We start from the raw sequence: 25,018 nt of genomic DNA on the forward strand, positions 1-25,018 counted from the left end.
ACGCCGCCTCTGACGATAAGCTAGAAGTTCCGCTGCACGATTCCGCCATCGGGTCGGGAGGCAGGACCTGCAACTGCTTGATGCCATGCCCATCGCCACCTTCTTCGCGCTGCTGTCGTCCGGTTACCCTCTGCGGGGCCGTCGCGCCCTGCTGCTCGGTGCCTGCCTGCTGCTGCTGCTGCCGCTGCTGGCGGCCCGGGCGCAGGAGATCCGGGTGGTGACCGAGGAGCTGCCGCCGTACAACATGACGGAGAACGGCAAGCTCACCGGCTTCAGCACCGAAGTGGTCGAGGCGGTGCTCAAGGAGGTCGGCGTGACGGCCACCATCCAGTCCATGCCGTGGGCACGGGCCTACGACATCGCGCGCAACGGCGAGAACGTGCTGATCTACTCCATCGCCCGCACTCCAGCGCGCGAGAAGATGTTCAAGTGGGTGGGCTCGATCGCCACCTCCGAATGGGCGCTGTTCGCGGCACCCGGCAGCCCGATTCGCCTGAGCCGGCTGGAAGATGCCAAGAAGTACCAGGTCGCCACGGTGAACGAGGATGTCGGCGAGCAGTACCTGGTGTCCAAGGGCTTCGTGATCGGCAAGAACCTGCAGTCGAGCAACAAGTACGAGTTCAACTACGACAAGCTCAAGCTCGGTCGTGTCGACCTGTGGATCTCCAACCAGGCGGCGGCGCGCTACATGGTGCGGCGCGGTGGTGGCGATCCCGAGACCGGCCTGGTGCGGGTGCTGGAGCTGCCCGAACTCGCCAGTGACGAAGGCCTCAGCATGGCTTTCGGCGCCAAGACGTCGGACGCCCTGGTCGAGCGCTTCCGCAAGGGGCTGGAGACGATCCGCAAGAACGGCAAGTACGAGGCGTTGCGACGCAAATGGCTGTAGCGTGGACTTCGCTCACGATCCAGGCCGTGCCACGGCCGCCGCATTTCCCGTCCCCGTTTCCCGGCCCGGCCAGGGGCGCGCGCTCATGAAGCCCGGGCGCCGCGCGGCGCGGTCGCTGGGACGCCGGGTGGCGCTGGTGACCATCTGCTTCTGCCTGCTGTTCACGTTGGTGGCGGTGGCCGTGCGCACCTGGTCTGCCTGGCAGGGCCACATGGCCGACCTGAACCACGAGCTGGAGCAGGTCGACCAGGTCTTCAACCGCACGCTGGCCAAGGCCATCTGGGAGATGGACCGCGACACGCTGAACACCCACATGGCGAGCGCCGCGCAAGTGAGCGCGGTGGGCCGGGTGCAGCTGAAGATCCAGCATGCCAACCGCCAGCCCGAGGTGATCGAGCGGCTGCGCCCCGGCTGGTCGCCGGCCGACCACATGCCCTCGCTGCGCCACATGCTGGTCTACGAGCCGTATGCCGGCGCGAGCGAGCAGGTCGGCGAGCTGACGCTCGATGCGGACGAGCGGGTGCTGTGGGAACGCCTGGGCGGTGAGGTGGCCAGCATCGTCATCACCCAGCTGGTGCAATCGGTGCTGCTGGCGGGCCTGGTGATGTGGTTGTTCAACCGCTCGGTGACCGTCCATGTGAAGCTGATCGCCCGCCACCTGGCGGCGCTTTCGCCGGAGACGCTGCGCACGCCGCTGGTGCTGCCGCGCAAGGCCGCCCGCGATGACGAGTTGAGCCAGCTGGAGTCCGGCGTCAACCAGCTGCAGAGCAGCCTCTACGACTACCTGGAGCGGCAGCGCCAGTACGAGCGCGAGCTGGCCGCCCACCGCGACACCCTGGCCGACCTGGTGCACGACCGCACCAAGGAGCTCGAAGCCGCCATTGCGCGGCTGGAGGAGCTGTCGCGCAGCGACCCGCTCACCGGCCTGCCGAACCGCCGGCATTTCGACGAGATGAAGGAAATCGAGCTGCGCCGTGCGCGGCGGTCGCAGCTGCCGCTGTCGGTGCTGCTATGTGACGTCGATTTCTTCAAGCGCTTCAACGACGCCTACGGGCATGCCAACGGCGACCGCTGCCTGCAGGCGGTGGCCCAGGTGCTGAAGGACAGCTTCGGGCGGGCCGGCGAGCTGCCCGCGCGCATCGGCGGCGAGGAATTCGCGGTGCTCCTGCCCGGCGTGGACGCGGCTCGCGCCCATGATCTGGGCGAGCGACTGCGCCTGGCGGTGGCGGCCTGTGCGATCCCGCATGCGGGGTCGGAGGTGGCGCCGCATGTCACGCTGAGTGTCGGCGTGGCACAGTTCAATGCCGCCACGATGGACCGCTTCGACGTGCTGCTGCAGCATGCCGATGAGGCACTGTACCGGGCCAAGACCCGGGGCCGCAACCAGGTGGCACATTGACCGAGGGAGAGGTGCATGAAGAAGTCCTTGCTGCTGGCGCTGCTGGTGCTGCTCGCGCCGGCTTGCCGGCTCGCAGTGGCGCAGAAGGTGCAGGTGCAGGCCGTCACCGAGGCCACGCCCTACACCTTCCTGCGCAACGGCAAGGTAGCCGGGCCGGCCACCGAGATCGTCGAGATGAGCCTGGAGCGGGCCGGCCTGAGCGATTGGCGCATTTCGCTCTATCCCTGGGCCCGGGCCCTGGACCTGGCCCGCAACGAGCCCAATGTGCTGATCTTCCTGATCGCCCGCACGCCGCAGCGCGAGTCGCAGTTCAAGTGGGTGGGCGAGTTCATGAAGATGGAGTACCACCTCTACCGGCTGAAGGATCGCCGCGAGGTGACGGTGGGCCGCCTGGAAGACGCGCGCAACTTCTCGGTGGGCGTGACGCGCGATGACCTGCGCCACCAGTACCTGCAGGGCAAGGGCTTCACGAAGATCGTGGTCTCGGCCCACAACATCGACAACTTCCGCAAGTTGCTGGCCGGCCAGATCCAGCTGATCCCGCTGCCGGAAAACGACCTGCTGGACCTGTGCGCCGAGACGCGCACCGACTGTGCCCGCATCGAGCGGGTGCTGACGCTCGACGAGCTGAGTGCCAGCCTCTACATGGCCTATGGCCTGAAGACGTCCGACGAACTGGTCGAGCGCACCCGCGTCGGCTTCCTCAAGGTGAAGGCCGACGGCACGGTCGGCCGGCTGATGCGCCTGCGTCCCTGAGGCGCGTGCGGTGCCCCAGGCTCCCGGGGCGGCCGGCTGGCGAGCCGGGGCGCCCGGCCCTTCCTGCGCGGGGCGCTGCGGCATTCTTTACACTGCCGCGATGAGCTGTACGCGCGCATCCGGCCGGCCTGGCCTCGTCCCCACTTCCCACCGGCACCGGCCGCCCCCGCCAGGGCGGGCGGCGGGGCGGGGCGTGGCCCGATGACGGCCGACATCCGGCCCGGCCTGCTGGTGCTGCACGGCAATCGCCTCGAACTGCTGAGGGACACCGTCTTCGCCTGGATCGAAAGCCACCCGCTGCAGCCGCTGGAGGAAGAGGTCTTCCTCGTGCAGAGCAACGGCGTGGCCGAATGGCTCAAGATGGCGCTGGCCGAGAGCCAGGGCATCTGCGCCGCCACCCGGGTGGAGCTGCCGGCGCGTTTCCTGTGGCGGGCCTGGCGCCAGGTGCTGGGCCGCAACGCGGTGCCGGCCCAGTCGCCGCTCGGGCGCCAGGCGCTGGTCTGGCGCTTCATGCGGCTGCTGCCCTTGCACCTGGAGCGGGCCGACTTCGCGCCGCTGGCGCGTTTCCTCGGCGAGGGGGCCGACACGCTGCTGCGCCGGCTGCAGCTCGCGCAACGCCTGGCCGACCTGTATGACCAGTACCAGGTCTATCGCGCCGACTGGCTCGACGCCTGGGGCCGCGGCCAGGACGAGCTGCCACGGCCGCAAGGCCAGCCGCTGCCGGTGCCGGCTGACCAGCGCTGGCAGCCTGCGCTGTGGCGCGAGCTGCTGGCCGGCCTGGACGAGGCCGGTCGCGAAGGCGTGCGGCCCCGGCTGCACCGGCGGGTGCTGCAGGCGCTGGCTTCCGGCCAGCCGCCGGCGGCGCCGCTGCCGCGCCGGGTGGTGCTGTTCGGCATGTCGCATGTGCCGATGCAGACGCTGGAGGCGCTGGCCGCCCTGGCCGGCCACACGCAGGTGGTGATGTGCATCCCCAACCCCTGCCAGTACCACTGGGCCGACCTGATCGACGGCCGCGAGCTGCTGCAGCTGCAGCGGCGCCGCCAGCCGCTGCGCCAGGGCCGCGAGCTGGCCGACATCCCGGTGGAGGACCTGCATGCGCATGGCCACCCGCTGCTGGCGGCCTGGGGCCGCCAGGGCCGCGACTTCGTGCGCCTGCTGGATGTCTTTGACGACGCCCAGGCCGCCCGGCAGCAGTTCAGCCTGCCGCGCATCGACCTGTTCGACGATGGCGAGGGCCAGACCCTGCTGGAGCAGGTGCAGGCCCGCATCCGCGACCTGGTGCCGCTGGCGCCCGAGGAGCCGCCGGCGCCACTGGCGGACGACGACCGCTCCATCGTCTTCCACGTCGCCCACAGCGCCCAGCGCGAGCTGGAGATCCTGCAGGACCGCCTGCTGGCCCTGCTTGCGCAACCGCCCGGGGGGCGGCCGCTGGCGCCGCGCGACGTGGTGGTGATGGTGCCCGACATCGCCGCCTTCGCGCCGGCCATCCAGGCGGTGTTCGGCCAGTATGCGCGGCAGGACCCGCGCTACATCCCGTTCGAGATCGCCGACCAGCAGCAGCGCGGCCACAACCCCCTGCTGGTGGCCCTCGAATGGTTGCTGCGGCTGCCGCAGCACCGGTTCCGGGTGGGCGAGATCCGCGACCTGCTGGAGGTGCCCGGCATCGCGCGGCGCTTCGGGCTGGGCGAGGAGGACCGCGAGCGGCTGATGGCCTGGATCGACGGTGCCGGCGTCCGCTGGGGCCTGCATGCCGGGCAGCGGGCCGTACTGGGGCTCGAGGTCTGTGGCGAGCAGAACACCTGGCTGTTCGGCCTGCAGCGAATGTTGCTGGGCTATGCGAGCGGTGAAGACGCGGACTTCGCCGGCATCGAGCCCTATGCCGAGGTCGCCGGGCTGGAGGCCGGCCTGGCCGGCTCGCTGGCGCTGCTGCTGGACCGCCTGGCCGCCTGGGAGCGCGAGGCCTGCCGGGCGGCCTCGCCGGCCGAGTGGACCGAGCGAGCCCGCCGCTTGCTGGACGACTTCGTCGATGCCGGCGACGAGATGGAGCGCCTGAGCGTGGCCGCCCTGGAGGCGGCCCTGGCCCGCTGGCGCGAGGCCTGCGACGCGGCCCGCTTCGACGAGGCGGTGCCGCTGGCGGTGCTGCGCGAGGCCTGGCTGTCCGGCGTGGACGAGCCGACGCTGAACCGGCGCTTCCGCGGCGGCGGCGTGACCTTCTGCACCCTGATGCCGATGCGGGCCATTCCCTTCGAGGTGGTGTGCCTGCTCGGCATGAACGACGGCGACTACCCGCGCCAGACCAGCCGCACCGACTTCGACCTGATGAGCCTGCCGCAGCAGCGCCGTCCCGGCGACCGCTCCAAGCGCGACGACGACCGCTACCTGGTGCTCGAGGCGCTGCTGTCGGCCCGCCGTGTCCTCTATGTCAGCTGGACCGGCCGCAGCGTGCGCGACAACAGCGAGCAGCCGCCCTCGGTGCTGGTGGCCCAGCTGCGCGACTACCTGCGGGCCGGCTGGGGCGAGGCCGCGCTGGCCCGCCTCACCACCGAGCATCCGCTGCAGCCCTTCAGCCGCCGCTACTTCGAGCAGGACGGTCCGGCCGAGCTGTACACCTTCGCCCGCGAATGGCGCAGCGCCCACGCAGGCGAAGGCGGCAGGCCGGCGGCCGCCGGCCTGCCGCCCTACCAGCCCGAGCCCGGCGTGCCGCTGGGCTTGCAGCCGCTGGTGGATTTCCTCAACCACCCGGTGCGCGAGTTCTTCCGCGTGCGGCTGGACGTGCGCTTCGAGGCGGTCGAGGAAGCGCTGGAGCAGGACGAACCCTTCCACCTTGCGGGCCTGGCCGAGTACCAGCTGCTGGCCGGCCTGCTCGACAGCGCCGCCGCCGGCGACTGGCAGGACGCCGACGCGCTGGTGCGCGGCCTGCAGCGCCGCGCGCTGCAACAGCAGCGGGCCGGCCGGTTGCCGCTGGCGGCGCTGGCCGGCCGCGCCCGGCACAGCCTGCTGGGCGTGGCCGAGCCGATGGTGCGCGAATGGCAGCGCCTGCGGCAGGCCCACCCGCGCGCCTACGACAAGCAGCCGCTGCGGTTCGAGCATGACGGCCTGGTGCTGGAAGACTGGCTCGAAGGCCTGCACGACGACCAGGGCCGGCCGCTGTGGATCGAGATGCGTGCCAGCCGGCTGGCCGGCGTCAAGCGCGACGAGAAGAAGGGCAGCGTGAGCATCGCCTGGCGGCCCGAGCGCCTGCTGGGCGCCTGGGTGCGCACCCTGGTCGCGGCCGCCTGCGGCATTCCCCTGCGCGGCATGATCGTGGGCCGCGACGCGGTGGTGACGGTGGAGGCGCTGCCCGCCGAGCAGGCCACCGGGCACCTGCAGGTGCTGATGGAAACCTGGCGCGAGGGCATGGCCGCGCCGCTGCCGCTGTCGCGCGGGGCGGGGTTCGCCTATGCAATGAGCGGCGACGCGGCCAAGGCGGCGCCGCTCTACGACGGCCAGGCCGGGACCCGCCAGCGCCTGCCGGCCGAGCGCGACGACCCCTTCCTCGCGCGGGTGTTCCCCGACTTCGAGGCGCTGTGTGCCGATGGCCGCTTCGCGTCGCTGGCCGGGCGCCTCTACCTGCCGGTGTGGGACTGGCTCAAGCAGCATGGCCGGGCCGTGGCCCTGGCCGGCGCGGCCGACCTGGCCGGGGAGGCCGGCGATGAGTGAAGCACTCGACGTCCTGCGCCTGCCGCTGTGGGGCAGCCGCCTGATCGAGGCCAGCGCCGGCACCGGCAAGACCTGGACCATTGCCGCCGTCTACCTGCGCCTGGTGCTCGGGCACGGCGAGGCCGGTGCGGCCTTCGGCCGTGCGCTGCTGCCGGCCGAGATCCTCGTGATGACCTTCACCCGCGCCGCCACGCGGGAGCTGTCCGATCGCATCCGGGCCCGGCTGCTGGACGCCGCCCGCTGCTTCCGTGGCCAGGCCGAGCCGGCGCCGCACGACAGCCTGCTGCAGGCGCTGCTGGAGGCCCACCCGGAAGGCGAGGCGCGCCGGCGCGCCGCCTGGCGGCTGGCATCGGCGGCCGAGGCGATGGACGACGCGGCGGTCTTCACCATCGATGCCTGGTGCCAGCGCATGCTGCGCGAGCATGCCTTCGACAGCGGCTGCCTGTTCGACGAAGAGCTGCTCGCCGACGAAAGCCGCCTGCTGCAGGAGGCCGCGCGCGACTATTGGCGGCAGCAGGTCTATCCACTGGACGGCAGGGCGCTGGAGGCGGTGCTGGCCGTCTGGCCGCATGTGGACGAGCTGCAGGCCGACGTGGCCAGCCTGCAGGCCCATCCGCAACGCCACCGCGACGGCGCGCTGCCGCCGCTGGGCGTGCTGGCGCTGCAGCTGTACGAGGAGCGCGACCGCGCGCTGGCGGCCCTCAAGGCCGGCTGGGCCGACAAGGCCGAGCGCATGCGCGCCTGGCTCGACGGGCACTACGAGGCCCAGCCCAGCCCGCTGCAGAAGCAGTCGCTGAAGGCCCACCACTACCAGCAGTGGCTGCAGCAGCTGCGGGCCTGGGCGCTCGATCCGCAGGCCGATGCACCGGACCTCGGCAAGGGCGCCGAGCGGCTCACGGTGGACGGGCTGCGCGCGGTATGGAAGGGCCCTGAGCCGGCCTGGCCGCAGGAGTTCGCCGACTTCGCCCGGCTGCAGGCCGGCCTGCGCCAGCTGCCCGAGCCGCAGGCCACGCTGCGCCTGCATGCTGCCGCCTGGGTGGCACGCCGCCTGGCGGCGCTGAAGCAGCAGGCCGGCAGCTTCGGCTTTGCCGACATGCTGGAGCGGCTCGATGCCGCGCTGGCGGGCCCGAACGGCGAGCGGCTGCGCGAGCGCGTTCTGCAGCAGTACCCGGTGGCGTTGATCGACGAGTTCCAGGACACCTCGCCGCTGCAGTACCGCCTGTTCGACCGGCTCTACCGCACGGCCGACAACGATCCGGCCACCGCGCTGTTCCTCATCGGCGACCCCAAGCAGTCGATCTACCGCTTCCGGGGCGCCGACATCTACAGCTACCTCGACGCCCGCCATGCCACCGCCGGCCGCCACTACATGCTGGGCACCAACTACCGCTCCACCGCCCGGCTGGTGGCGGCGGTCAACCAGCTCTTCGTGCAGGCCGAGCAGCGGCCGGGCGGCGCCTTCCTGTTCCGCGCAGAGGGCGGCGAGAACCGGCTGCCCTTCGAGCCGGTGCAGGCCAGCGGCCGGCCCGAGACGCTGGTGAGCGCCGCTGGCCCGCTGCCTGCGATGACGCTGTGCCATGAAGAGGAGCTGCTCAATGCCGACACCGCCAACCGCCGTTTCGCGGCGCGCTGTGCCGAGCACATCGTCGGCCTGCTGAACGACCGGCAGGCCGGCTTCGAGCAGCCCGGCCGCCCGCCGGTGCCGCTGCGGCCGGCCGATGTCGCGGTGCTGGTGCGCACCGGGCGGGAAGCCGCCCTGGTGCAGCGCGAGCTGCGGCGCCGCGGGGTGCCCTCGGTCTACCTGTCGGACAAGGACTCGGTGTTCGACAGCCTGGAAGCGCGTGACCTGCTGGCCTGGCTGCGCGCCGTCGCCTCGCCGCGCGACATGCGGCGGGCCCGGGCGGCCTTCGCCAGCTCGCTGATCGGCCTGTCGCTGGAGCAGCTGGCCGCCCATGCGGCGGATGACGATGCCTGGGAGGAGCGCCTCGCCCAGCTCGCCACGCTGCATGCAGTGTGGCTGCACCAGGGCGTGCTGGCCATGCTGCGCCAGACGCTGCACCTGCTGGAGCTGCCGGCGCGCTGGCTGGCGGCCGCGGACGGCGAGCGGCGCCTGACCAACTACCTGCACCTGGCCGAGCTGCTGCAGGGCGCCAGCCGGCAGGTGCAGGGCGAGCAGGGCCTGGTGCGCTGGCTGCTGGAGCAGCTGCAGGGGCAGGGCGGCAGTGCCGACGAGCGGGTGGTGCGCCTGGAAAGCGATGCCGACCTGGTGCAGGTGGTGACGGTGCACAAGTCCAAGGGCCTGGAGTACCCGCTGGTCTACCTGCCCTTCGTGTGCGGCTGCCGGCCGGTATCGGCCGGCGACCGGCTCTTCGAGCGGGTCGATGCGGCCGGGCGCCGCAGCGTGGAACTGAGCCCCAGCGCGGAGGTGGTGGAGGCGGCCGACCTCGAGCGCAAGCGCGAGGACCTGCGGCTGCTGTACGTCGCGCTGACCCGTGCCCGGCATGCCCTCTGGCTGGGCGTCAGCGCGCTGAAGGACGGCCGCGCCAGCCGCTGCGGCCTGCCGCGCAGCGCGATGGGCCACCTGCTCGGCGTGCCGCCCGATGTGCAGGCGGCGGAGATCGGCCGCTACCTGCAGGCCTGGGCCGAGGGCGGCGCGGACATCGTCCTGCAGGCGGCCGATGGTGTCACCGGCTGCACGCCGATGCGCTCCCGTGCGGCGGGCGATGCGCTGCAAGCGGCCGGCCGCTACCAGGGCCGGTTCGAGCGCGACTGGCAGATCGGCAGCTTCTCGCTGATGGTGCGCGACCTGCGCGTGCCGCGGGTGGAAGGCCTGCTGGAGGCCGGCGCCCGCGAGGAGGAGCTGCTGGCCGGCTCCGGCGACGAGGCGGCCGAGCCGCTGCAGGTCCGTCCCGGCGACGCGCCCTGGCACCGCTACCCGCGCGGCGCGCGGCACGGCAACTTCCTGCATGACCAGCTCGAATGGCTGGCCGACGAAGGCTTCGCGCTGGCCGATTCCCCGGAGCTGCAGCAACAGCTGCTGCGCCGCTGCGAACGGCACGGCGCGGGCGACCGCCAGCACGATGTGCTGGACTGGCTGCAGGCGGTGCTGGCCACCCCGCTGCCACCGCTGGGAGTGCCGCTGCAGGCGCTGCGCGGCGGGCTGCCCGAGATGGAGTTCTGGTTCGCCAGCGACGGCCTGCGCACCGCCGAGGTGGATGCGCTGTGCCGCCGCCACCTGCTCGACGGGCTGCCGCGCCCGCCGCTGCCCGAGCGCACGCTGCGCGGCATGTTGATGGGCTTTGCCGACCAGGTGTTCGAGCATGCAGGCCGCTACTGGGTGCTCGACTACAAGTCCAACGCCCTCGGCACGCGCGACGAGGACTACAGCGCCGCCGCCCTGCAGGCCGCCATGGCGCAGCACCGCTACGAGGTGCAGGCCGCGCTCTACCTGCTGGCGCTGCACCGCCTGCTGCGGGCCCGCCTGGGCGCCGGCTACGACCCGGCCCGCCAGCTCGGCGGCGCCATCTTCCTGTTCCTGCGCGGCATCCGGGGCCCCGCCGCCGGCTGTTGCCACATCCCGGCGCTGCCGGCGCTGCTCGATGCGCTGGACCAGGCCGTCGGCCTGCCGTCCGAGGTGCAGCCATGATGAAGGACGACCACCTGCCGTCCCGCCAGCCCGCCAGCGGCGGCCGCGAAGCGCTGCTGCAGCAGCTCGGCGACTGGAGCGAGCGAGGCTGGCTGCGCCGGCTCGATGCCGCCTTTGCCCGCTTCGTGGCCCAGCTGGCGCCGCAGGCCCCGGAGCCGGTGCTGCTCGCAGCCGCCTTGCTGGCCCACCTGGAGGGTCGCGGCCACGCCTGCCTGGACCTGGGCGAGCTGCTGTCGGCGCCTGACGCCTTGCTGGGGTGGCCGCCTCCCGCGACCCAGGCGCTGCAGGCGGTGCTGGACGGCTTGCCGGCCACCGCGGCGCCATGGCTGGGCGCGCTGCGGCAGTGCGAGCTGGTGGCCGGGGCCGACGGCGGCCAGGGCCAGGAGCCGCTGGTGCTGGCCGACGGCCGGCTCTACCTGCGGCGCTACTGGCGCTACGAGCAGCGCATTGCCGCCGAGGTGGCCCGGCGGGTCGCCGAGCCGCTGCCGGTGGACACCGCCCGGGCGCGCCACTGGCTGGACCGCCTGTTCGATGCGGCCGAGCCCCGGCCGGACGACGCGGTGGACTGGCAGAAGGCGGCCTGTGCGGTCGCGCTGCGGGGCCGGCTGTCCATCATCACCGGCGGCCCCGGCACCGGCAAGACCTACACCGTGGCGCGGCTGCTGGCGCTGCTGCACGCCATGCAGCCGGCCGGCCAGCAACTGCGCGTGGCCCTGGCTGCGCCCACCGGCAAGGCCGCCGCGCGGCTGCGGCAGTCCATCGAAGACGTGCTGCAGGCCTTGCAGCCGGCGCTGGCCGCCGAGCTGCCCGGCCTGGCGGCCTACACCGCCCGGCTGGGCGCGGCCCGCACGCTGCATGCGCTGCTCGGCGTGCTGCCCGACACGCGGCGCTTCCGCCACGATGCGGCCCACCCGCTGGAAGTGGACGTGCTGGTGGTCGACGAGGCTTCCATGGTGCACCTGGAGATGATGAGCGCCTTGCTCGACGCGCTGCCACCGGCGACCCGCCTGGTGCTGCTCGGCGACAAGGACCAGCTGGCCTCGGTGGAGGCCGGCTCGGTGCTGGGCGACCTGTGCCGCGGCGCGGAGGCCGGCCGCTACGACGCCGCCACTCGCGACTACCTGCTGCAGGCGGGCGGCCAGGCGCTGCCCGCGCGCTGGCTGGGGGCCGGCACGCCGCTGGCGCAGCAGACGGTGATGCTGCGGGAAAGCCGGCGCTTTGGTGGCCCGCTGGGCCGGCTGGCGCAGGCGGTCAATGCGGGCGACGTGGCGCAGGCCGCCGCCGTGCTGCGCTCCGGTGGCGAAGGCGCGCTGGGATGGCAGGAGCAGGCTTCGCCGCAGGCCGTGGTGCAGCTGGCGCTGCAGGGCCGCCCCGGCGCACCTGGCGGCTACCGAGCCTACCTGGAGCGGCTGCACGAGCGCCCGCCAGCCGGCGATGCCGCGGCACACGAAGCATGGGCGCGGGCGGTGCTGGACGCTTTCGACCGCTTCCGCGTGCTGTGCGCGCTGCGCGAGGGGGAGTGGGGGGTGGCCGGGCTCAACCAGGCCATCGAGGCGGCGCTGGTGGAGGCGCGCTGGCTGGCCCGGCGCGGCGAGTGGTACGAAGGCCGGCCGGTGATGGTGACCCGCAACGACGCGACCCTGGGCGTGTTCAACGGCGACGTCGGCATTGCGCTGCGGCCCTTCGGTGCGGCGGGCGCGGCGCTGCGGGTCTATTTCAAGGATGGCGAGCGGCTGCGCTCGGTGCTGGTGAGCCGGCTGGCGGACGTCGAGACCGCCTTCGCGATGACGGTGCACAAGTCCCAGGGCTCGGAATTCGCCCACACCGTGCTGGCCCTGCCGGAGGACGACAAGGGCATGCTCACGCGCGAGCTGGTCTACACCGGCATCACCCGGGCGCGGGCCGCCCTGTCGCTGCTGACCGCGCGGCCGGCCGGCTTCGAGGCGGCGCTCGGCCGCACCACCCGGCGCGGCAGCGGCCTGGCGCCGGCCATCGAGGCCCTGCAGCGGCGGCCCGGGCCGCCCGCTGCTGCGGCGCCCCTGGCTGGCGGCGCTGGCCCAACCTTGGGCAGCTGCGGGGCGGCTGCTTCGCCGGGCGGCCCGGCCGAATCATCGTCCCTGGACGAGGCGGCGGCCCCGGCCGACGGCCCACCCGCGCCTGCGGCCGGAGGCGGCGCCGAGGCCCCCGGCGGGGCCCCGGCGCCCTGGACCCAGGGCAGCCTTTGGTAGGCGGGGCCGGATGGCTGCCCGCCGGGCCCGGGCCCTGTCCGGCAATGCCGGCTGGATCGCCCGGTTCAACAACCCGCCACTTCAAGCGGCTCATCGAGCTCTTCGTTCTGTCCGTGTTGACCTGCCGTTGTCGCCACCCGGGAAGGGCCGCCGGCATCCACGCGGCTCTCCGAGCGCGCAGCGCGATCGTCCTGCAATGAATGCCATGCTGGGCGGTGTCGTGGTACCCGCTGAGGCGACGCTGCCACCACTTCGCTCTTTCCCCAGGGGCAGAGTTCAGTCTTCCCAGTGGAATAGGGCGTCGAACTGGCTCAGTCCGTGAGTCGCCAGGTTCGTCGCCACGTGAACGCCCGCCGAGAGCGGCTCGTGCAGTTCGCTCCTGCCGACCCGAATCAAGCCGAATGATTCGAGAACGGGCTGCACTTCCTCGCTCAGCTTCGCCACGGCTGGTGTGGTGATCCTGTCGACCATGTCGAACTCCGGCATATAGCTGACAGTGCCGCGCTGGTCCCACCGCTTCTCACCCTCCATGAAGACGCAGTACGGCGACAAGCGACTGAAGAGCACGACCAGTCCGGTGTGTTCTTCCTGGTAGCCCGAGCGCTTCTTCACATCGAAGCCCGGGTCGCGCTTGTAGAACCATGCATCGATGAACGAGGCATAGCCTGAGCCGTAGTGGTTCCATTCAATGCGCGACAGGGCGCGGGTCGATCGCGAGACCGCTGCGCACGTGGCCTTGAGGTGAGCCTCGACTGCCATGGGGTCGCCGGACGCCCACGGATGTCGATCCGAGATCGGCTGCTGATGGATCAGCATCTGGATCGAGGATTCGGACAGCAATGGCTTCATCGCCTTGGGACATCGAAACCACGGCCCCGAAGGCGGCCGTGCGCCCACCTTGGACATGAGCGGGCGACCCGGCTTGCCGGGGCACGCCCGCCCGACGGGGACATTGGCCCCCGCCTGCTGGGCAGGCCCGCGCCGCAATCAGCGCCGGGCTGCAAGCTACTGCTGGGCCAAGTGGTAGGCGACCAGTGCATTGGCATGGCCATGACCGAGTCCATGCTCCGACTTGAGCAGGCCGACCAACTCCATATGCTTGAGCTGCCCGGCCTCTCGCAGCACCCCGAACCAATGCTCCACCGGCTGGCCATACTTCTTCTCGATGGACGGAAAGTAGGAAGCAGGGCCCTTCGACTTTTCTGTTGGCTCCATTATTCACCTCGACGAAACACACGGAGGAGGGCTCGGCAGAGCAGGGCAGGTCGCTCGCCCTGCTGGGCCCGACGATTGAAACGGCAATGCCGCTTCACCCTCACGACGAACAGGCAGGCTCGATTTCGACAGGAGTTCGTCCCGGCACAAGCGCGGCTTGTCGCTCGACGTGAGCGGCCGCGCGGAGGTGGACCGCTCCGAGTATCGCCCGGATCGCTTGCTTGCAAAGCCCGGCAGCTCCATGGACCGGCGGCCTGCACAGCGGCTCCCGACAGCATCTGCGATTGCATGGCACGTCGAACGCCAGGGGACGTTGGAAGCGTTGTCGTCGCCGTGTCTTTCCGTCTCGTGCGCCATCAATGGACCCGGGCGACCTCTGGCACGAGCGCTGGATGTCTTATGCTGCCCGACCCCACTCCAGGAGATGCCAATGATCAAGGTCAGCGTGATGTATCCCAACACGCCGGGCGCCCGCTTCGACCACGCGTACTACCGTGACCAGCACATGCCCATGGTGCAGGCCCGGCTGGGCGAGCACTGCCGCTCCTACACGGTGGACAAGGGCCTGGCCGGCGGCGCGCCCGGCTCGGCGCCACCCTATGTGGCGATGTGCCACATCTTCTGCGACTCGCTGGAGGCCTTCCAGGCCGGCTTTGGCCCGCATGCGCAGGAGATCATGGCCGACGTCGCGAACTACACCGACCTGACGCCGCTGCTGCAGATCAGCGAAGTGGTGGTGGACTGAGCCGGCGCCGAAGCGGCGGCCGCGGCACCAGCAGGGCCAGCTTCGCCGGCGCGGGGCAGGGCGCGCATACTGCGGCGATGCACAGCACCACTCCCTCCCATCCATCGCCCGCCGGCGCAGCCTCGCGCACGGCGGCGCATTTCCTCGTCAGCGGCCTGGTGCAGGGCGTCGGCTTTCGCGCGGCGACGCGCCGGCAGGCCGAACTCCTGGGTCTCGACGGCTTTGCCCGCAACCTGTCCGACGGCCGTGTCGAGGTGATGGCCGAGGGCCCGGCCGCCGCCATCGAGCAGCTGGCGCTGTGGCTGGCCCAGGGGCCGGCCGGCGTCATGGTCGAGGAGGTGCGGCGCGAAGCTGCCCAGCCTGCCGGCCGGCACGGTTTCGCCACCGGCTGACCAGCGCGGCACCCCGCGTGCCACGGGTGCATGGCGCGGCGGTGCAAAATCGGGGCTTTTCCTGCTGGCCCCGCCCGGCTTGCCGGCGCCGTGCCCGGTGTGCCGGGTCCCGGGGTAGCCTTTGCCTGTGTCCATGTCCTCTGCCGCTGAACCCCGCCTCCTGCCCGACCCCAGCCACGCCAGCCGCATTCCGCCCCACCTTGCGCCCGAGCAGGTGCAGCGCATCCGCAAGGCCGCCTACCACCTGCCGCAGGTGGTGAAGCCGGCCGACTTTGCCGAGGGCGACGCGGCCGAGGACGAGGACCACCTCGACTGGCTGGGACTGGTGCTGCTGCAGAAGGGGGTGCCTGGTGCACGACCCAGCCGCTGGATCGCGCCCACCCTGATGGACGAAGCCCTGTGCCACCTCGACGCAGTGCCCGCGCGCGAGCTGCGGACCGTGCTCACCGGCCGTGGCGCGGCGCTCGAAGCGCTCGGCATCGTGCGCAGCGGCAATGGCTGGGAGCGGCTGAGCAACGAGGAGCTGGCCCTGGCCGGCGCGCCCGACTGGCGGGTGCCGGTCGCCTTTTATGCACCGATCGACGCGGCCGCCGTCTGGGCCTTCTTTCGCACCGGCGACCAGGCCGCGCTGCTGGCGGCACTGGGGCCGCCCGCCCGCTATCCCGGTGCGGCCGCGCTGCAGGCCCACCTCGACGGCCTGATGGCGCAGGCGCGCCGCCACAACGAGCGGCAGCTGCCGTCGCTGCTGGCCGGGCTGCAGGCCGAATGCGCCAAGCCGCGCAGCCTGGACGCCCTCAAGTCCGGTTGCAGCCGTGCGCTGGAGCGCTGGCAGCACCGCGTGACCGAGCTCGACACGCTGGCCGACCTGAACAGCGAACTGGCCTTCCAGGGCTATCCCGACACCTTCCCGCTGGCGCGGCGGCTGCAGCGCCGGGTGCGGCTGTTCGTCGGCCCACCCAACAGCGGCAAGACCTATGCGGCCTTCGAGCGGCTGGCCGCGGCCGGCCACGGTGCCTACCTGGCGCCGCTGCGGCTGCTGGCGCTGGAGGGCCGCGACCGCCTGCAAGCGCGCGGCGTGCCGTGCTCGCTGCGCACCGGGGAAGAAAACGTGCCGGCCGAGGACGCCCGGGTGGTGTCCAGCACCATCGAGATGGTCAACACCTCCGACGAGGTCGACGTGGCGGTGATCGACGAGGCGCAGATGATCTTCGACGCCTCGCGCGGCTGGGCCTGGACCCAGGCCATCGTCGGCGTGCCGGCACGCGAGGTCATCATCATCTGCTCGGCTTATGCGGCCCGCGCCATCGGCAACCTGCTGGGCCTGTGCGGCGAAAGCCACGAGGTGGTGCACTTCGAGCGCAAGCAGCATGTGGAGCTGCTGCCGGCGCCGGTGCCGCTGGCTTCGCTGAAGAAGGGGGATGCGGTGGTCGCCTTCAGCCGCAAGGACGTGCTGATGCTGCGCGACCAGATCGGTGCCCATGGGCGGCCGGTGTCGGTCATCTACGGCGCGCTGCCGCCGGAGGTGCGGCGCCGCGAGGCCGAGCGCTTCGCCCAGGGCGAGTCGCACATCCTGGTGGCCACCGATGCCATCGGCATGGGCCTGAACCTGCCGATCCGCCGGGTGCTGTTCAGCACCCTGACCAAGTTCGACGGCCAGGAAGACCGGCTGCTGGGCGTCTCCGAGACCCACCAGATCGCCGGCCGGGCCGGCCGCTTCGGCATGCACGAGGAGGGTTTCGCCGGCGTGCTGCAGGAGGCTGAGGCCGGTGCCGGCCGCGAGCTGAAGGAGCTGCTGGAGAAGACGCCGCGCGCCCCGCGCAACTTCAAGGCGCCGGTGGCGCCGAACTGGTGGCATGTGAGCACCATCGCCTCGCGCCTCGGCAAGACCCGGCTGCGTGAGGTGCTGGGGATCTTCATGGACCAGCTCAAGCTCGACACCGCCCACTTCGAGGTGGCCGAGCTGGAGCAGATGCTGGAGCTCGCGGAGCAGCTCGACCGCACCGCCAGCCGGCTGCCGCTGCGCGAGCGCTTCATCTATGCGCAGGCGCCGGTCGACACACGCACCGAGACCCAGCTGCACGAGTTCCTCAGCTGGACCGAGAGCCACGCCCACACCGGCCGGGCCGGGCAGCCCTGGTTCCTGCAGGACGTGGACGAACACAGCCGGCTCGACCGCATGGAGCAGGGCTTGCGCTCCTGCACGCTGTGGCTGTGGCTGGACCAGCGCTTCCATGACGTCTATGGCCATGTGGAAGCGGTCGACGACCTGCGCCTGCGGCTCAATGACGGCATCGAGCGGCAACTGAAGGGCAAGCGGCCGTTGTGGCAGACGCGCGGGCGGGCGCGGCGGCGCTAGGGGCGAGGCGCCCCCGCGTAGCGGCGAAGCGCGACCCACCGCCCGGGGCAGGAGCCGGTCCGGCCTCGCGGCCACCGCAGCCGGCGGCGCCGGCCGCAAGGCCCGGTGCGCCGGCTCACTCCTCGACCCCTGCCTTGCAGTGATCCACGAACGCGCGCACGGTGGCCGGTGTCTGCCGGCTCGGGTAGTAGAAGTGAAACCCGGGGTGGCTGGGCCACAGTTTGGGCAGCACCGGCAGCAGGCGCCCCGCGGCCAGGTGGGGCGCCACCTGCCGCTCGAACACATAGGCGATGCCGATGCCGTCCAGCGCCGCCTGCGCCATGCTCAGGCTGTCGGACACCGTCAAGGGGCCGTCCACCGCCACCTCCACGATCTGGCCCCTGCATTTCACCTCCCACCGGTAGATGGCCCCGCTGCCCGGGAAGCGGTAGCGGATGCAGCGGTGGTCGCGCAGGTCGTCCACCTTCCCGGGCAGGCCGTACTGCCGGGCATAGGCCGGCGAGGCGACCATGCAGGTGCGCTCGCTGCGCGTGAGGGGCACCGCCACCATGTCGCGCTGCACCGAGGCGCCAAGGCGAATGCCGAGGTCAAAGCCCGACGCCACGATGTCGACGAAACCGTCTTCCAGGGCCAGCTCCAGCTGCACCGCCGGGTGGGCTGCCAGGAAGCCCGGCAGCAGCGGACGCAGCAGCATCTCGTGCACCACCAGCGGCGCGTTCACCTTCAGCCGCCCGCTGACGCCGTCGCGGAAGCTGTCCAGCACTTGCGAGGCCTCCAGCAGCTCGCTGACCGCCGGGCCCACCCGTGCGAGATAGCGTTCGCCCGCCTCGGTCAGGCCCACGCTGCGCGTCGTGCGGTGCAGCAGCCGCACGCCCAGGCGGCCTTCGAGCTGCTTGACCGCCTGGCTGACCGCCGGCGGCGTCACCTCCAGCACCGAAGCGGCGGCGGTGAAGCTGCGATGCCGGGCCACCATGGCGAAGGCCAGCAGGCCGTCCAGTTGCGTCAATTTCATTGCGAAGCGCTGCTTATCACTGCATCAAGATTATGGCGGTTTATCCGTAGTGGGCCGGAGGCTAAGCTCGCCTTCATCCATTCACGAAGGAGCACACCACCATGCCACTCGACACCTACTACACCCTGGGCCGCAGCGGGCTGCGCGTCAGCCGCCTTTCGCTGGGGGCCATGACCTTCGGCACCGAATGGGGCTGGGGTTCCGACAAGCACAACGCCCGCCGCATCTTCGACCTGTATGTCGAGCGTGGCGGCAACTTCATCGACACCGCCGACGTCTACACCAACGGCACCAGCGAGGCCTGGCTGGGCGAGTTCGTCGCCGACGCCGGCCTGCGGGACCGGCTGGTGCTGGCCAGCAAGTACACCTTCAACCTCGGCGACCGCAATGCCAACGGCGGAGGCAACGGCCGCAAGAACCTGCTGCGCGCGGTGGAGGGCTCGCTCAAGCGGCTGGGCACCGACTACCTCGACCTGTTCTATGTGCACGCCTGGGACCAGCTGACGCCGGCGGAGGAGGTGATGCGCACGATGGACGACCTGGTGAGCAGCGGCAAGGTGCGCCACATCGGCCTGTCCGACGTGCCGGCCTGGTATGCGGCCCGGGCCCAGACGCTGGCGGAGTGGCGCGGCTTCGAGCCGGTGTCCGCCCTGCAGCTGCAGTACTCGCTGGTGGAGCGCAACCTGGAGCATGAACACGCGCGCCTGGCCACCGAGCTGGGGATGGGCATCACGGTGTGGAGCCCGCTGGCGAGCGGCCTGCTGTCCGGCCGATATCGAAAGGATGCCGCGCCCGAGGGCCGCCTGGGTGTCATGAAGGACAACGGCAATCCGGCCTTCCAGCATTTCAGCGAGCGCAACTGGCGCATCGTCGAGGAACTGGAGCGCGTGGCCGGCGAGATCGGCCGGCCGATGGCGCAGGTGGCACTCAACTGGGTGGCGAACCGGCCCGGGGTGGCCAGTGTCATCGTCGGCGCCAGCCGCCCGGAGCAACTGAGCGACAACCTGGGTGCGCTCGACTTTGAGCTGCCGGCCGCGCTGGCCGAGCGGCTCACCCGCGCCAGCGACATGCCGGCCCCCTTCCCGTACTACTTCTTCACCAACGCCATGCAGGGAATGATGTACGGCGGCGCTACCGTGGGCGACAAGCCGGCCGGCTACCGGGCGCCGGTGCGGGTGTCGGGCTCGGGCAGCGGCGTGGAGTGAGCGATGCGGCTCGGGTGCCGCCGGCCGCGGCCCGGCTGGCCAGGCGCCTTCGAAAAGGCGCCTGGCCCAAGCGCTGGACGGGATGGCGCCGAGCGCGTCCTTCTGGGCCGGCGCTCCCGCCTCAGGTCAGCAGGGTCTGGATCGCATGCACCAGCACCGACGGGTGGGCCGCGCCGTTGTAGATCGCCGGCGGTGCCTTGTCGAGGCCCAGCAGGCCGTAGACCGCCGTCTGCGCGGCACGCACCGAATACTCCACCGTGAACACCACGTCGTCCGGCAACTCGCAGAACTGGCCGACGAAGGCGAAGTTGGTGCTGCCCGGCGGCAGCACCGGCGGCCGGTCGCCAGGTTCGCGCACCAGGAACTGGCTGGTGATGTAGGGCATCTTGCACGGCACGCAGCGGGTGCCCTCCAGCAGCCGCGGCAAATGCGCCTGCCAGCCCAGGTGCGAGCACAGCTCCGTCATCAGCTCCGCACCGCTGCAGTCGGCCATCTTCTTGGCCACGAAGTTGCCCGGTTGGTCGGGGAACAGGCCATAGCCCCAGAACACCTGCAGCCCGGCCGGCTGGTTCAGGAAGTGCGGCTGGCGGGCCACCACGAAGGACATCAGCCAGTTCGAGTCCTGCAGGGTCACCAGCGCGCCGGTGCCGGCCTCGTTGCCGGTGAACTGCTCGATCAACTCGAGCATCAGCGGGTCGTGGCAGGTGACGGTGAACGACTCCCACCACGACTGGTCGATGTGCTCGGTGAAGACCGAGGGGCGGCCGAAGCCGGGGCGTTGGCGCGCAATGCGCTCCCACAGCAGCCAGTCGGCGGTCTTGCGCGTGTCCAGCGGCGGCGGCTCGGCATGGCTGCCCAGCGTGGACGCCGCGGTCATCGAGCCATTCGTGAAGATCACCAGGTCGCCGGGCGCCACTTCGATGCGGCGGGCCCGGCCCTCGGATTCAAGCGCCAGGGCACGCGCGGTGACGGCCTGCGTGCCGGGCTCGAACTCGATGTCGGTCACGGTGGTGCCGAGGTGGAACTGCACGCCCTGGCGGCGCAGCCAGGTCTCGATCGGCAGCACCACCGAGTCGTACTGGTTGTACGGCGAACGGTCGACACCGGCCAGCGTGTTGATGCGCGGGAACTCGTGCACGAAGCGATGCAGGTAGCGCTTGAACTCCACCGCGCTGTGCCACGGCTGGAAGGCGAACATCGTCGCCCACATGTACCAGAACGGTGTCTCGAAGAAGGCCGGCTGGAAACACTCGTCGATGCGCTTGCGGCCCAGCGACGCTTCGGAGGCCAGCACCATCGCGCACAGGTCCAGCCGGTCCTTCATGTCGAAGCCCATGCGCGAGCTGTCGACCTTCTGGCCACCTCGCACCAGCCGGGCGCGGGCATCGGTCTTGTACCGCTCGTTGAACTCGCGGAACTCGTCCAGCACGGTCCGGCCGGCATCGGTCAAGGACGGGATGAAGGACAGCAGCTCGTAGGTGCACAGGTAGCTGAAGTTGAACATGCGCCCGCCGCGGATGACATAGCCGTCCTGCGGCGTGCCGGCGCCGTCCAGGCTGCCGCCGAGCACCGGCTGGGCTTCGAAGACGTGGATGTCGCTGCCACGCAGGCCGCCGTCGTGGATGAGGTGGGCCGCGCTGGCCAGCGAGGCGATGCCGCCGCCGATGAGATAGGCCTGGGTCATGTCGGGAGGTCCTTCCTGAGGTGGGCCGGCGAGCGCTGCCGGCATCGAATGGATGCCGGCCATCATCGTTTCAAACACCTGTTTGAATCAACCGCTTGGGCTTGATGCAGCTCAAGTTTGCGAGCGATGCCCCGCGTCGGCGGGCAGCAGCCCCAGGCGGCGCACCAGCCGGTGGAAGTTGCTGCGGTCCATGCCGGCCTCGCGCGCCGCTGCGGCCAGCGAGCCCGGATGCCGGGCCAGCAGTGCGGCCAGCCACTGGCGCTGGAAGGCCGCGGTGGCCTCCTTCAGCGTGCCGCCGGGCCAGGCGTCACCTTGCGGGCCGGGCGCTGCGGCTGCCGGCCTGCCGGCCTCCGGCGCCAGCAGCAGGTGGCGCGGCTCGATGCCGACCCAGCGGGCGTCGCGCCCCTGCTCAGCCACCGCACGCAGGGCGGCGCGGGCCACCAGGTGCTCCAGCTCGCGCACGTTGCCGGGCCAGGGCTGGTTCAGCAAGGCCTGCTTCGCATCGGGCGACAGCCGCAGGTTGCGGGCGCCAAGGCGGTGCTGGTTTTCCTCGAGGAAGCCGCCGGCCAGTGCCAGCACGTCGCGCCCGCGCTCGCGCAGCGGCGGCACGCGCAGCGGGTAGACCGACAGGCGGTGGTAGAGGTCGGCACGAAAGCGGCCGGCTGCCACCTCGGCAGCCAGGTCGCGGTTGGTGGCGGCGATCACGCGCACGTCGACATGCAACAGGCGGTCGCTGCCGGGCCGCTGCAACTCGCCGCTTTGCAGCGCGCGCAGCAGCTTGGCCTGCACCGCCAGCGGCAGCTCGCCGACCTCGTCGAGGAACAGGGTGCCACGGTCGGCCAGCTGGAACTTGCCGCTGCGCTCCTGGGTGGCGCCGGTGAACGCGCCCTTGTGATGGCCAAACAGCTCGCTGTCGGCCAGCGTCTCGGGCAGGGCGGCGCAGTTGACCTGGATCAGTGCCTGCTCGCGGCGCGGCGACAAGGCATGCAGCCGCTGGGCCACCAGCTCCTTGCCCACGCCCGTCTCGCCGAGGATCAGCACCGTCAGGTCCGAGGCGGCCACCGTATCGATCTCGTGCCGCAGCTGCTGCATCGGGGCGCTCTTGCCCAGCAGCTCGCGGCGGCCGCGGTCGCCTGCCTGCAGCACGCGGGCCAGGTCGCGCTCACGGGCGGCCTGGTCGGTGAGGACGCGGATGGTCTCGGCCGCCTCGATGCCGGATTGCAGCAGCGCCACCAAGGCCGCCAGCTGGCCCGGCGTCACCGCATCGAAGCTGCCGGGCTGCAGCGCGTCCAGGGTCACCAGGCCCCAGGGCCGGCCGTGCACGCGCAAGGGGGCGCCCATGCAGTCGTGCACCGGCAGGATGGCGGGCTGGCCGTCCACCAGGCCGTCGTACGGATCGGGCAGGCCGCAGTCGGCCGCGAAACGCAGGCTCCCGGTGCTGGCCAGCAGCCGCGCCAGCCGGGGGTGGGCCTGCACCGGGAAGCGCCGGCCCAGCGTGTCCTCGCTCAAGCCGTCGACCGCCACCGGCAGCAGCGCCTCGCCGTCCAGCCGCAGCAGCGCGGCGGCATCGCACCGCACCATGCCTCGCGCGGCACGCAGCAGCTCGCTGTAGCGCCAGTCGTCAGAGAGTGAAGGCAGCGGAGCGGCCTGTGAGGTTGTCGTCATGACCACATTGTGGTCCAAACGACCACGGCGTGCTGTGGTGGAGATGACCACGCAGAAGTTTGCGCCAAGTCAAATCAAGCACTTGCGCGCGGTCGCCGGCTGGCCCGGGTCTTGATAAGAGGCAGATGTCATCAACAACTCAGGAGTCCGCATGATCTCGTTCCAGACCGTCACCCTCGTCCAGGCCACCGTGCCGCTGCTGCGCGAGCAGGGCGAAAGCATCACGCGGCATTTCTACCAACTGCTGTTTCGCAACCATCCCGAGGTGCGCGGCTTCTTCAATGAATCGCACCAGGCGGCAGGCACCCAGGCCCGCGCACTGGCCGGCGCGGTGCTCGCGTTCGCCGAGCACATCGAGCGGCTCGACGCACTGGCCGGCATGCTGCCGCGCATCGTGCAGAAGCACGCCGCGCTCGGCGTGCGGCCCGAACACTATCCGGTGGTGGGCGGCTGCCTGCTGCAGGCCATCCGCGAAGTGCTGGGCGAGGAGCTGGCCACCGAGCCGGTCATTGCCGCCTGGGCCGAGGCCTACCAGGCGCTGGCCGGCATGCTGATCGCGGCCGAGGAAGCGGTCTACCAGGCCAACGAGGCCCGGCCTGGCGGCTGGCGCGGCACCCGGCAGCTGCGCATCGTGCAGCGGGTGCAGGAGAGCGAGGAGATCACCTCCTTCCACCTGGCGCCGGTCGACGGTGGCCGCCTGCCCGACTTCATGCCGGGCCAGTACCTGACGCTGGTGCTCGACATCGACGGCCAGCAGCTGCGCCGCCACTACTCGCTCTCGGCCGCGCCGGGGCAGGCTCACTGGCGCATCAGCGTGAAGCGCGAGCCGGGCGGCCGGGCTTCGAACTGGCTGCATGACCATGCGGTGGTCGGCACCGAGCTGGCAGTGCAGGCGCCCGGCGGCGACTTCGTGCTCGACACCCAGGCGCCGGTGCAGCGGCCGCTGGTGCTGGTCACCGGCGGTGTCGGCATCACGCCGGCCATCTGCATGCTGGAGGCGGCCGCTGCCAGCGGCCGGCCGATCCGCTTCGTGCATGCCGCGCGGCACGGCGGGGTGCATGCGTTCCGCGAGCGGGTGCGCGAGCTGGCGGCACAGCATCCGCAGGTGCAGACGCTGTTCGTCTACGACCAGCCGCGCCCCGGCGACCAGCCCGATGCCCAGGGCCGCCTGACGGCCGAGCTGCTGGCCCGCCAGCTGCCGGCGGACCGGGATGTGGACCTCTATTTCATCGGCCCCAAGCCCTTCATGCAGGCGGTGTACGCGATGGGCCGTGCGCTCGGCGTGCCGGCAGCGCGGCTGCGCTACGAGTTCTTCGGCCCGCAGGAGGCGCTGCAGGCCGCCTGAGCGGCGGCCCGGCCGGGCGCTTTGCTGCGGTGGCGATCCCGGGCGAGGATCGTGCGCGACATCGCCCGGCAGCCATGGCGCCCCGGCGTTGGCCTACCGCTTGAACGGGTTGCTGATGCGCCGGTGCACGCGAATGGTCCACTGCAAGCGGGCGCCGCTTCGTTGCAGGTCGCAGGGGGCCGGCGAAGGCGCGGCCGCCGATGACCACCTGCTCGTCGAGCGCCCGCGGTGGCAGCGCGCCCGGACAGAAGCGGCCGGCCCAGGGCATGCGGCGCTCGGCTGCCATGCGCCCTGGCTTCGTCGAGGCAGAGCCGGTGTCCGAGAGGGGGCCGTGCATCCGGCCGGCGGCTGTCCCGGTGTGATGCCTGGCGCTGGATGCCCGACCCCGGCAAAGCACGCCGACGCGGTGGGCCCGGGCGGAGCCGAGCTGCGCGGGCGCATGTCGGTGGCCAAGCGGTGCGAATGCAGCATCTCGTGGCCGGCCCGGCCACCTCTGCCTCCCGGTGAGCTATCGGCGCTGCTCTCGGCGCGGGCGCCGGGCCCAGCAGCAGCCCGAAGGCCGGGGCGGCCCTGCTCAGGCGGCAGGCCCGCCCCCGCCCATCGCAAGGCCGTCCACGGTGCCGGCCGCTTCAGGGCAAGCCCACCGGCCGGCCGGGCGCCGGCGCCGGCGCCGGCGAATGTTCAGCTCCAGGGAATCTCCTTAAGCTATTCAGTGTCTGGCCTTCTCCATGCCGCGTGCTCCCGGGCAAGGAGGGGCTCACTTGCCGTCCGCGACAGCGGGCGCG

At 71.8% G+C, this 25,018-nt stretch carries 16 protein-coding genes; 11 read left to right on the plus strand and 5 right to left on the minus strand.

The features are described from left to right. Positions 1-85: 85 nt before the first annotated feature. The 6 genes from N7L95_RS01370 to recD all read left to right on the plus strand — a co-directional run bounded on the left by N7L95_RS01370 (position 86) and on the right by recD (position 12,614). The gene (locus N7L95_RS01370) at positions 86-886 is read left to right on the plus strand and encodes a substrate-binding periplasmic protein (protein ID WP_301258030.1); all 801 of its coding nucleotides are present in this window, start codon (positions 86-88) and stop codon (positions 884-886) included. Between the two features lie 85 nt (positions 887-971). Continuing rightward, positions 972-2,285 carry a GGDEF domain-containing protein gene (locus tag N7L95_RS01375; protein ID WP_301258031.1) on the plus strand — a complete coding sequence of 438 codons (1,314 nt, stop codon included), beginning with the start codon at positions 972-974 and terminating at the stop codon, positions 2,283-2,285. 15 nt (positions 2,286-2,300) lie between these two features. After that, positions 2,301-3,041, plus strand: a complete 741-nt coding sequence (locus N7L95_RS01380) for a substrate-binding periplasmic protein (protein ID WP_301258032.1) — start codon at positions 2,301-2,303, stop codon at positions 3,039-3,041. Between the two features lie 201 nt (positions 3,042-3,242). Further along, on the plus strand, positions 3,243-6,740 hold the full coding sequence (recC, locus tag N7L95_RS01385; RefSeq protein ID WP_301258033.1) for an exodeoxyribonuclease V subunit gamma: 3,498 nt from the start codon (positions 3,243-3,245) through the stop codon (positions 6,738-6,740). Beyond that, the gene (gene recB / locus N7L95_RS01390) at positions 6,733-10,386 is read left to right on the plus strand and encodes an exodeoxyribonuclease V subunit beta (protein ID WP_301258034.1); all 3,654 of its coding nucleotides are present in this window, start codon (positions 6,733-6,735) and stop codon (positions 10,384-10,386) included. Before recC ends, recB begins: the two co-directional genes overlap by 8 nt. Continuing rightward, positions 10,383-12,614: an exodeoxyribonuclease V subunit alpha gene (recD, locus tag N7L95_RS01395; protein ID WP_301258035.1), complete on the plus strand. Its 2,232-nt coding sequence runs from the start codon at positions 10,383-10,385 to the stop codon at positions 12,612-12,614. Before recB ends, recD begins: the two co-directional genes overlap by 4 nt. 276 nt (positions 12,615-12,890) lie before the next feature. Here recD and N7L95_RS01400 read toward each other — a convergent pair whose 3' ends face one another. Then, complete coding sequence (locus N7L95_RS01400) at positions 12,891-13,463, minus strand: hypothetical protein (protein ID WP_301258036.1); 573 nt, start codon at positions 13,461-13,463, stop codon at positions 12,891-12,893. Between the two features lie 156 nt (positions 13,464-13,619). Next, positions 13,620-13,829 (minus strand): DUF4287 domain-containing protein, encoded by a 210-nt coding sequence (locus N7L95_RS01405; protein ID WP_301258037.1) that lies wholly within the window; start codon positions 13,827-13,829, stop codon positions 13,620-13,622. Positions 13,830-14,259: 430 nt separating this feature from the next. On the opposite strand from N7L95_RS01405, the gene N7L95_RS01410 reads away from it, so the two are divergent. The 3 genes from N7L95_RS01410 (at position 14,260) to N7L95_RS01420 (ending at position 17,322) form a co-directional block, all read left to right on the plus strand. Next, on the plus strand, positions 14,260-14,574 hold the full coding sequence (locus N7L95_RS01410; protein WP_301258038.1) for an EthD family reductase: 315 nt from the start codon (positions 14,260-14,262) through the stop codon (positions 14,572-14,574). Positions 14,575-14,651: 77 nt separating this feature from the next. Continuing rightward, positions 14,652-14,966: an acylphosphatase gene (locus N7L95_RS01415; RefSeq protein ID WP_301258039.1), complete on the plus strand. Its 315-nt coding sequence runs from the start codon at positions 14,652-14,654 to the stop codon at positions 14,964-14,966. Between the two features lie 133 nt (positions 14,967-15,099). After that, complete coding sequence (locus N7L95_RS01420) at positions 15,100-17,322, plus strand: helicase-related protein (protein WP_301258040.1); 2,223 nt, start codon at positions 15,100-15,102, stop codon at positions 17,320-17,322. A gap of 115 nt (positions 17,323-17,437) precedes the next feature. On the opposite strand, the gene N7L95_RS01425 is transcribed toward N7L95_RS01420, so the two are convergent. Then, complete coding sequence (locus tag N7L95_RS01425) at positions 17,438-18,334, minus strand: LysR family transcriptional regulator (protein WP_301258041.1); 897 nt, start codon at positions 18,332-18,334, stop codon at positions 17,438-17,440. Between the two features lie 101 nt (positions 18,335-18,435). On the opposite strand from N7L95_RS01425, the gene N7L95_RS01430 reads away from it, so the two are divergent. After that, positions 18,436-19,539, plus strand: a complete 1,104-nt coding sequence (locus N7L95_RS01430; protein WP_301258042.1) for an aldo/keto reductase — start codon at positions 18,436-18,438, stop codon at positions 19,537-19,539. A 121-nt stretch (positions 19,540-19,660) separates the two neighbouring features. Here N7L95_RS01430 and N7L95_RS01435 read toward each other — a convergent pair whose 3' ends face one another. Both N7L95_RS01435 and norR read right to left on the minus strand, forming a co-directional pair. After that, positions 19,661-21,223: an oleate hydratase gene (locus N7L95_RS01435; protein ID WP_301258043.1), complete on the minus strand. Its 1,563-nt coding sequence runs from the start codon at positions 21,221-21,223 to the stop codon at positions 19,661-19,663. A 111-nt stretch (positions 21,224-21,334) separates the two neighbouring features. Then, positions 21,335-22,888 (minus strand): nitric oxide reductase transcriptional regulator NorR, encoded by a 1,554-nt coding sequence (gene norR, locus N7L95_RS01440; RefSeq protein WP_301258044.1) that lies wholly within the window; start codon positions 22,886-22,888, stop codon positions 21,335-21,337. Between the two features lie 151 nt (positions 22,889-23,039). Between norR and hmpA the strand changes: the two genes are divergently transcribed. After that, the gene (gene hmpA / locus N7L95_RS01445) at positions 23,040-24,233 is read left to right on the plus strand and encodes an NO-inducible flavohemoprotein (RefSeq protein WP_301258045.1); all 1,194 of its coding nucleotides are present in this window, start codon (positions 23,040-23,042) and stop codon (positions 24,231-24,233) included. Positions 24,234-25,018: the final 785 nt, after the last annotated feature.

This window comes from Eleftheria terrae (genome assembly GCF_030419005.1).
GTDB lineage: Bacteria > Pseudomonadota > Gammaproteobacteria > Burkholderiales > Burkholderiaceae_C > Caldimonas > Caldimonas terrae.

Excerpts from the sequence above, each read along its gene's own strand:
- N7L95_RS01435 (WP_301258043.1), bottom strand. The coding sequence starts at position 21,223 with ATGACCCAGGCCTATCTCATCGGCGGCGGCATCGCCTCGCTGGCCAGC.
- recC (WP_301258033.1), top strand. The coding sequence starts at position 3,243 with ATGACGGCCGACATCCGGCCCGGCCTGCTGGTGCTGCACGGCAATCGC.
- recD (WP_301258035.1), top strand. The coding sequence starts at position 10,383 with ATGATGAAGGACGACCACCTGCCGTCCCGCCAGCCCGCCAGCGGCGGC.
- N7L95_RS01425 (WP_301258041.1), bottom strand. The coding sequence starts at position 18,334 with ATGAAATTGACGCAACTGGACGGCCTGCTGGCCTTCGCCATGGTGGCC.
- N7L95_RS01370 (WP_301258030.1), top strand. The coding sequence starts at position 86 with ATGCCCATCGCCACCTTCTTCGCGCTGCTGTCGTCCGGTTACCCTCTG.
- N7L95_RS01405 (WP_301258037.1), bottom strand. The coding sequence starts at position 13,829 with ATGGAGCCAACAGAAAAGTCGAAGGGCCCTGCTTCCTACTTTCCGTCC.
- hmpA (WP_301258045.1), top strand. The coding sequence starts at position 23,040 with ATGATCTCGTTCCAGACCGTCACCCTCGTCCAGGCCACCGTGCCGCTG.
- recB (WP_301258034.1), top strand. The coding sequence starts at position 6,733 with ATGAGTGAAGCACTCGACGTCCTGCGCCTGCCGCTGTGGGGCAGCCGC.
- N7L95_RS01400 (WP_301258036.1), bottom strand. The coding sequence starts at position 13,463 with ATGAAGCCATTGCTGTCCGAATCCTCGATCCAGATGCTGATCCATCAG.
- norR (WP_301258044.1), bottom strand. The coding sequence starts at position 22,888 with ATGACGACAACCTCACAGGCCGCTCCGCTGCCTTCACTCTCTGACGAC.
- N7L95_RS01410 (WP_301258038.1), top strand. The coding sequence starts at position 14,260 with ATGATCAAGGTCAGCGTGATGTATCCCAACACGCCGGGCGCCCGCTTC.
- N7L95_RS01380 (WP_301258032.1), top strand. The coding sequence starts at position 2,301 with ATGAAGAAGTCCTTGCTGCTGGCGCTGCTGGTGCTGCTCGCGCCGGCT.
- N7L95_RS01420 (WP_301258040.1), top strand. The coding sequence starts at position 15,100 with ATGTCCTCTGCCGCTGAACCCCGCCTCCTGCCCGACCCCAGCCACGCC.
- N7L95_RS01430 (WP_301258042.1), top strand. The coding sequence starts at position 18,436 with ATGCCACTCGACACCTACTACACCCTGGGCCGCAGCGGGCTGCGCGTC.
- N7L95_RS01415 (WP_301258039.1), top strand. The coding sequence starts at position 14,652 with ATGCACAGCACCACTCCCTCCCATCCATCGCCCGCCGGCGCAGCCTCG.
- N7L95_RS01375 (WP_301258031.1), top strand. The coding sequence starts at position 972 with ATGAAGCCCGGGCGCCGCGCGGCGCGGTCGCTGGGACGCCGGGTGGCG.